The sequence below is a fragment of the Frankia sp. CoBUL1 genome, assembly GCF_978021245.1.
Genome location: NZ_CDXDOS010000208.1, coordinates 1 through 6,086, shown reverse-complemented (window position 1 = coordinate 6,086; position 6,086 = coordinate 1). Strand labels below are relative to the sequence as shown.

Here is a 6,086-nt window from a genome sequence, read left to right as displayed (position 1 = left end):
GTGCCGGGGGAAGGCGTGCCGGGGGAAGGCGTGGTGAAGTCGGGCCCGGCGCCGGCGGGCCGGCCCGGGGTGGACCGCTGCGTGGTCATACCCGCACCCACTGCCGCGGGTCCGGAACGAACGAGACGACCAGCCGGTCGTCACGCAGCCGGGCGGTGCTCACGTTGCAGCGACGCAACGCCGCGGGCAGCGGAACGGCCCGCCGGTACGACCCCACGGTCACCACCAGGTCATCACCCAGCCGGGCCAGATCGATCTGGGAACTGTCGACGAACGGCAGGCCGAAGGACAGCGCGAACCCGTCCTCGGTGCGTTCCACCCGCGGCTGGCCGCTCGGGCCGATGAGCGGCTCCCCGAGAACACTCCCCGGATCGAGCTCACCGTAGGTCGCCGCGCCGAAAGCGGCCAGCTCCTCCAGGCCGATCGGTTCGCCCGCCCGGTAGCCGACCGGGAGGACGGGGGTGGGCATGAAGGCCGCGGTGATGTCGGCGAGCTGCTCGCGGTGAACGGCGGCCCACCCCGCCCGCCAGGCGTCCGCGTTCGCCGGCGGAAAGATCCGGTTGACGACGACGCCGTCCAGAGTGAACCCGTGCAGCGACAGCGCCGTAAAGCTGCCGCGGGCCGCGGCGAGCGCCGAGCTCTCGGGGGTCGCCACCAGCCGGACGCTGGTGGTGGCGTGGTCGGTGAGGATCGCGCGCAGGTCGACCGCCGCCCGGTGCAGGCGGGAGACGGTGTCGTAGGCGGGGGCCGCCAGCGCACTCCACCGCCCGCCGAGCGCCGCCGCCCAGCCGAAACCGGGTCGCAGCCAGCGCGCGAAGGCACCGTCGGGCGGCAGCAGCCGGCGGCAGTACCACGACAGCGTCTCGGGAAAGGCCAGCAGCCGCACCAGCGCCGCCGCCGGGCCTCCGTCGACCACCACCAGGTCGTAGTTCTCGCTGGTGAGACCGTCACGCAGTTCGAGCAGCGTCAGGGTCTCGACGGCCCCCGGCAGGAAGGCCAGCTCCTCCAGGTCGAACGGATCGACGTTGATGGCCGGCCAGGTGCCCGCCAGCACCTCGCGTACGGCCGGCCACCGGGTCTCGACCGCGCGGCGCAGGTCGACCTGTTGGCCGTGCAACCCCGGTTCAAGCTCGGTCGGCTCGGCGCCGATCGGGTGGTCGAGCGCGCAGGCGAGCCCCGCGGCCGGGTCGACCGACAGCACGAGGGTCCGGTGACCCCGTTGGGCGGCGAGGATCGCGGTCGCCGCTGCCACCGTGGTGGTACCGCCGCCGCCCTTCCCCGTGAAGAGCACACACCGCACGTGCGCTCAGCTCTCGACGTACTTCTTGAGGTCCTTGAGAGCGGCCTCCACGATGCCGCTCTGCACCTTCCGCCGGAGCAGACCAGGAATCTTGATCTTCGTCTCGGCGGTGAGGTCGTAGGTCACCTCAGTGCTACCGTCACCCAGGTCGCGCAGGGTGTAGCTGCCGTCCTGCGACGACATCGCCTGGCCCTCGACCATGCTCCAGACGACCTGATCGTCGCCCTTCCAGGTGTACTCGTTGACGAACTCGTCCTTGATGACGACGGCGTTGATCCGAAACCGGGCACGCCGGGGACGGCCGTCCGGGCCCACATCGAGGATCTCGGCCTCCTCGATCTGGCCGATCCAGGTCGGATACGCGGAGATGTCGGCGATCGCCCCCATCACCGCGGCGGGCCGGGCGTTGATGACGACCGTCGATCGGGCGTGGTCCGCCATGGCAGACAGCACCTCCACATTCTTCGAGCGCGGCTGAAGAGCACGGCGTCGCCGGCCCACCGGCAACCCGGATCTCTCCGGGGCCCGGGAACAATCCCCGACCGATCGCCTGAGGCTACCGGAACACCGAGCGCGCCCGGCCGAGCGGCCGGCTACCACTTGAGAACGAAGGGCGTCCCCCGAGCATGGAAATGTCCGACGTTCACGCAGCGTGTGCCGTCGATCTCCAGGCTGGCCGTCAACGGCTGGTGCACATGCCCGAAGAGCACGTAGCGCGGCCGGGTCGCGTGAATGGCTTCGAGGATCGCCACACTGCCGCGCTCGAAGCGGCGTGCCTCGATGTCGTAGACCAGCTCGGGGATGTGCGGGGGGATGTGGCAGCACAGGACGTCGACCTCGCCCACCGCGGCGACCTTGGCTGCGAAGGCGTCGTCGCCAATCTCGTAGGGGGTGCGCATCGGGGTCTGCAGCCCCCCGCCGACGAAGCCGAACCGCAACCCCCCGATCGTGGTGGTCTGCCCGTCCAGCAGGGTGACGCCGTCGCGCAGGTACTCGGGATACAGGTGCGGCAGATCGACGTTGCCGAAGGTCAGGTAGGTCGGGGTCGGGAACGCCGCGAACAGCGCCTCGTACTGACGGCGGATGGCCGCCTCCACGATCTGCGTGCGGTCCCCGCCCAGGCTCGCCCACAGCGTCCGGGACCATTCCCGGGCCTCGTCGAACCGCTGGGCGTTACGCAACTCGATCATGCGACCCACGGCCTCGGCGCCGAACAGGTCGCCCATGATGCCCCGGCCGTGATCGTGGTAGTCGATGAAGAGGATGAGATCCCCCAGGCACACGAACGCGTCGGCCCCCTCGCCCGCCGCTGCCAGCACATCCGCCCGCCCGTGCACGTCGCTGACCACGTGGACCCGCATGGCTGGAAGCTTAGGCGCCGACAGGGGTCCGTCGCCCCTACTCGAACGGTCCATCCGGCCGATGAGGGATGCCGTGCGGATCCCGGGCATATCTCAGGACGTATCCCCGGCGGTCGCGCTCACCGGCGACGATCACCGGCGACGATCACCGGCCGGACACCGTCGAAGGGAACCCTTTGCCCCCCGCAAGGTCGCAAACCGCCTGCCCGGAGGCTAACGTCTGATGCCCTGGCCTGGCCTTCCGTTCTTCCGTTGTTCCGTGGCGTCGTCCTCCGGCGCGCACAAGCCATCTGGTAGGAGTAGCAGTGCGCGAGTACACCTCCCCGCCCCTGGTCACCATCGCCGACGATGCGACCCTGACGGACGCCGTGTTCCGCAACGCGGCGGCATATCCGGACAGTACGCTTATCCAACACAAGATCGACGACGAGTTCGTCGGCATGACCGTCCGCGAGTTCCACGATCACGTCGTGGCCACCGCCCGGGGCTTCATCGCCCGCGGGGTGCGGCCCGGGGACCGCGTCGGTCTGGCGAGCCGGACCCGGTTCGAGTGGACGATTGTCGACTACGCGACGTGGCTGGCCGGAGCTGTCTGCGTGCCGATCTACGAGACCTCCAGCCCGGGCCAGATCGAGTGGATCCTGCGGGACGCCGGCGTCGAGGTTCTCGTGGTCGAAAACGACGAGCTCGCCGAGCGGGTCGCACAGGTACGCGACGGCGTCCCCGCGCTGCGGGAGGTCCTCGTCATCGAGCACGGGGCGCTGGCCGGTCTCGCCGTGGACGGCGCAGGCATCGCGCCGGAGCGGCTGACGGCGGCCCGGGCGTCCGTCAACGCCGACAGCCTCGCGACGATCATCTATACCTCGGGGACCACCGGCCAACCGAAGGGCTGCGAGATCACCCATCGCGCCCTGCTGTTCACCGCCGAGGCGGCCATCGCCACGCTGCCCGAGCTGTTCACGCCCGGTGCGTCCACACTGCTGTTCCTCCCGCTGGCGCACGTGTTCGCCCGCATGCTCCAGGTGGGCGTGGTCCAGGGGGCGTTCACCCTCGCCTACACCCCGGACTCGCGGACCCTGCTGCCCGATCTCGCCAAGGTGCGCCCGACCTTCCTGCTCTCCGTGCCCCGGGTGTTCGAGAAGGTGCACGCCGGGGCACGCCACAAAGCGCACGCCGAGGGCAGAGGTTGGATCTTCGACGCCGCCGAGAACACCGCGGTCGCCTACAGCCGGGCTCTCGACGGCGGCGGCCCCGGCCTGCTCCTGCGGCTGCGGCACCGGCTGTTCGCCGCACTGGTCTACGGCAAGCTCCAGGCGGCGCTCGGTGGGCGGGCCCGCTACGCGGTCAGCGGCGGGGCGCCGCTGGGTGAACGCCTCGGCCACTTCTTCCGCGGGATCGGGTTCACGGTGCTCGAGGGCTACGGTCTGACCGAGACCAGCGCGCCGGCCGCGGCGAACCGGCCGGGCAACGTCCGCATGGGCACCGTCGGCCTGCCCTTTCCCGGCGTGACGATCGCCATCGCCGATGACGGGGAGATCCTCATCCGCGGTCCCCTGCTGTTCCGCGGCTACCGCAACAACGAGCTCGCGACGAAGGAGGCGCTCGACGCCGAGGGCTTCCTGCACACCGGCGACCTCGGCGGCCTCGACGCCGACGGCTTCCTGCGGATCACCGGCCGCAAGAAGGAGCTGCTGGTCACCGCCGGTGGGAAGAACATCGCACCGGCGCCGCTGGAGCACATCATCCAGTCCCATCCCCTGGTCAGCCAGGCAATGCTGATCGGGGACCGGCGGCCCTTCGTCGCCGCCCTCGTCACGCTCGATCCCGAAGCGTTCGACCGGTGGCGGTCCTCGGCGGGCAAGCCGGCCGGCGCGACGGTTGCCGACCTGATCGACGACGCCGGCCTGCGCACCGAGATCCAGAATGCGATCGACGCCGCGAACGCGACAGTGTCGCACGCCGAGAGCATCAAGAAGTTCGCGATCCTGCCGCAGGACTTCACGGTGGAGACCGGCGAGCTCACCCCGAGCCTGAAGGTGCGCCGCTCGCTGGTGCTCGACCGGTTCAGCCAGGCGGTGGAGGACATCTACGCCACCCCGCGCTGACCGTCCGGGCCGGCGAGCAGCGTGCGCAGGTCCTGCGCGAGGACGTCCCACCGCCAGCGCAGCTCGACCCACGCCCGCCCCGCGGCACCCATCGACGCCGCTCGGTCGGGGTCGGCAAGAAGATCACTGATGGTCGTCACGACCTGCGCCAGATCGGTACCGTCGATCACGATGCCGGTGTGCTGGTGCAGGACGGCGTCGGGGGAACCCCCACTGCGGCCGGCCACCACCGGCAGGCCGGTCGCCGACGCCTCGAGGAAGACGATGCCGAGCCCCTCGACCTCCAGGCCGGCGAGGCGGGAGCGGCAGGGCATCGCGAACACATCGCCCGCCGCATAGTGCGCCGGCAGTTCCTCCCACGGCACCGAACCAGTCATGATCACATGCTCGGCGACGTCGTTCTCCCGGGCGAGCCGTTCAAGGTCACCCCGCCGGGGACCGCCGCCGACGATCAGCAGCGCAGCGTCCGGTACGCGGCGCCGTACCATGGGCAGCGCCCTGATCAGCATGTCCTGGCCCTTGCGGGCGACCAGCCGGCTTACGCACACCACCACCCGGCGGCCCGTCAGCCCGTGGCGCCGGCGCATCTCTTCGCGCCCGTGACCGGGGTGGAACAGCGAGGGGTCGACTCCGCTGGGCAGCCGGGCGAAGGTGGGATGGCCACCGAAGGCGGGCCGGATCCGGGCCCGGGTGTAGTCGGTCAGATAGGTGATGACGTCGGCGGCGGTGCCGATGCTGTGCAACACCTGACGCGCCCCCGGCAGCGCCGCCCAGCCGACCTCGTGACCATGGGTGCTCGCGACCATCCTGCGCATGGCCGTGTCGCGGCGCAGCCAGGCTCCAAGCAGCCCGAGCGGTGCCGCGGCGCCGAACCACATCGTGTCGCATCCCTCCGCCCGGGCGATCTCTCTGGCTCGGCGCAGGACGTCCGGTGTCGGCAGCATCAGCGACGTGGTGTGCCGCACGACCGGGAAGTTCTGTTCGGCGTCGAAGGCGGCGGCGTTCTTCCAGGCCGGGGCGTAGACGACGATCTCGCCCTCGGGCAGCCGCGAGGCGAAGTTGTGCACGTAGGCCTGGATCCCGCCGGGACGGGGCGGGAAATCGTTCGTGACGGCCAGCACGCGCATCCGTTCATATTCTCCCACGGTCCCACCGCGTTTTCCCACGGCCCCACCGACGCCCGCGCCGGCATCCCCCGGCCGGGCGGGCTAGCCCTGTCTTCCGCACATGGGGTTTCGATGCGTTGACCGGCCCGGCTGTCGATCATGGTGGTCGGGTGGGGTCGACGCCGAGGATGTCGAGGAGGTGCTGGTGTAGGGC

Annotated in this window: 5 protein-coding genes; 1 reads left to right on the top strand and 4 read right to left on the bottom strand. The window is 70.9% G+C overall.

The window, feature by feature from the left end; translation table 11 throughout:
* Positions 1-85: 85 nt before the first annotated feature.
* From AC08OX_RS13830 to AC08OX_RS13820, 3 genes are all read right to left on the bottom strand, one after another.
* Positions 86-1,300, bottom strand: a complete 1,215-nt coding sequence (locus tag AC08OX_RS13830) for an ArsA family ATPase (RefSeq protein WP_476608199.1) — start codon at positions 1,298-1,300, stop codon at positions 86-88.
* Between the two features lie 6 nt (positions 1,301-1,306).
* A complete protein-coding gene (locus AC08OX_RS13825; protein ID WP_476608200.1) occupies positions 1,307-1,741 on the bottom strand; it encodes an SRPBCC family protein in 435 nt (144 codons plus the stop codon).
* A 152-nt stretch (positions 1,742-1,893) separates the two neighbouring features.
* Positions 1,894-2,661, bottom strand: a complete 768-nt coding sequence (locus AC08OX_RS13820) for a metallophosphoesterase family protein (protein WP_476608198.1) — start codon at positions 2,659-2,661, stop codon at positions 1,894-1,896.
* Positions 2,662-2,966: 305 nt separating this feature from the next.
* Here AC08OX_RS13820 and AC08OX_RS13815 point away from each other — a divergent pair, with 305 nt between their 5' ends.
* Entirely contained in the window at positions 2,967-4,766 is a 1,800-nt protein-coding gene (locus tag AC08OX_RS13815) for an AMP-dependent synthetase/ligase (protein WP_476608197.1), read from the top strand.
* Here the strand turns inward: AC08OX_RS13815 and AC08OX_RS13810 are convergent.
* A complete protein-coding gene (locus tag AC08OX_RS13810; protein WP_476608196.1) occupies positions 4,748-5,893 on the bottom strand; it encodes a glycosyltransferase family 4 protein in 1,146 nt (381 codons plus the stop codon). The two genes, AC08OX_RS13815 and AC08OX_RS13810, sit on opposite strands and share 19 nt — an antisense overlap.
* Positions 5,894-6,086: the final 193 nt, after the last annotated feature.

Excerpts from the sequence above, each read along its gene's own strand:
- AC08OX_RS13825 (WP_476608200.1), bottom strand. The coding sequence starts at position 1,741 with ATGGCGGACCACGCCCGATCGACGGTCGTCATCAACGCCCGGCCCGCC.
- AC08OX_RS13820 (WP_476608198.1), bottom strand. The coding sequence starts at position 2,661 with ATGCGGGTCCACGTGGTCAGCGACGTGCACGGGCGGGCGGATGTGCTG.
- AC08OX_RS13810 (WP_476608196.1), bottom strand. The coding sequence starts at position 5,893 with ATGCGCGTGCTGGCCGTCACGAACGATTTCCCGCCCCGTCCCGGCGGG.